The organism is Roseateles sp. P5_E1 (genome assembly GCF_054049335.1).
Genome location: NZ_JBFUMN010000516.1, coordinates 1 through 509 on the forward strand (window position 1 = coordinate 1; position 509 = coordinate 509).

Annotated in this window: 1 protein-coding gene and 1 pseudogene; both read right to left on the reverse strand. The window is 65.4% G+C overall.

Going from position 1 to position 509, the window contains the following annotated elements:
* Positions 1-297 (reverse strand): annotated as a pseudogene (locus tag ACXJKJ_RS32395) (hypothetical protein); the annotation flags it as partial.
* A partial coding sequence (locus tag ACXJKJ_RS32400) for a multicopper oxidase domain-containing protein (RefSeq protein ID WP_457395870.1) occupies positions 294-509 on the reverse strand: 216 nt, incomplete at its 5' end. The gene ACXJKJ_RS32400 and the pseudogene ACXJKJ_RS32395, both read right to left, overlap by 4 nt.

Genomic DNA, 509 nt, shown 5'->3' on the forward strand with positions numbered 1-509 from the left:
GTCACCGTGGCGGGTCGGCGCAGGATCCATCTGGCCGTGATCCATGCTGCCGTGATCCATCTTCGAGTGGTCCATCCGGCCGTCGTCCATGGCGCCGTGATCCATTTTTGAATGGTCCATCTGGCCGTGGCCCATGCTGGCGTGATCCACCGTATCTTCATCGACCGTCGGCGCATCGGTGCCGGGCGGCGGAATCATGGCATGGCCTGCGTGCGACTGCGCCCACGCCGGGGCGGAGAGCGCCAGCAGCAGCGCGCTGGTCAGGATCGACGTCGTGACAATCGGAGAACGGCTCATTCTTCGATCCTCACTTCGCGCATCATGCCCGCTTCCATGTGGTACAGCAGGTGGCAGTGGTAGGCCCAGCGGCCCAGCGCATCGGCGCGCACGCGATAGGTGCGGCGGGTGCCGGGCGGCATGTCGACGGTGTGCTTGCGCAGCTGGAACGCGCCGTCGGCGTTTTCCAGGTCGCTCCATACTCCGTGCAGATGGATCGGGTGCTGCATCAT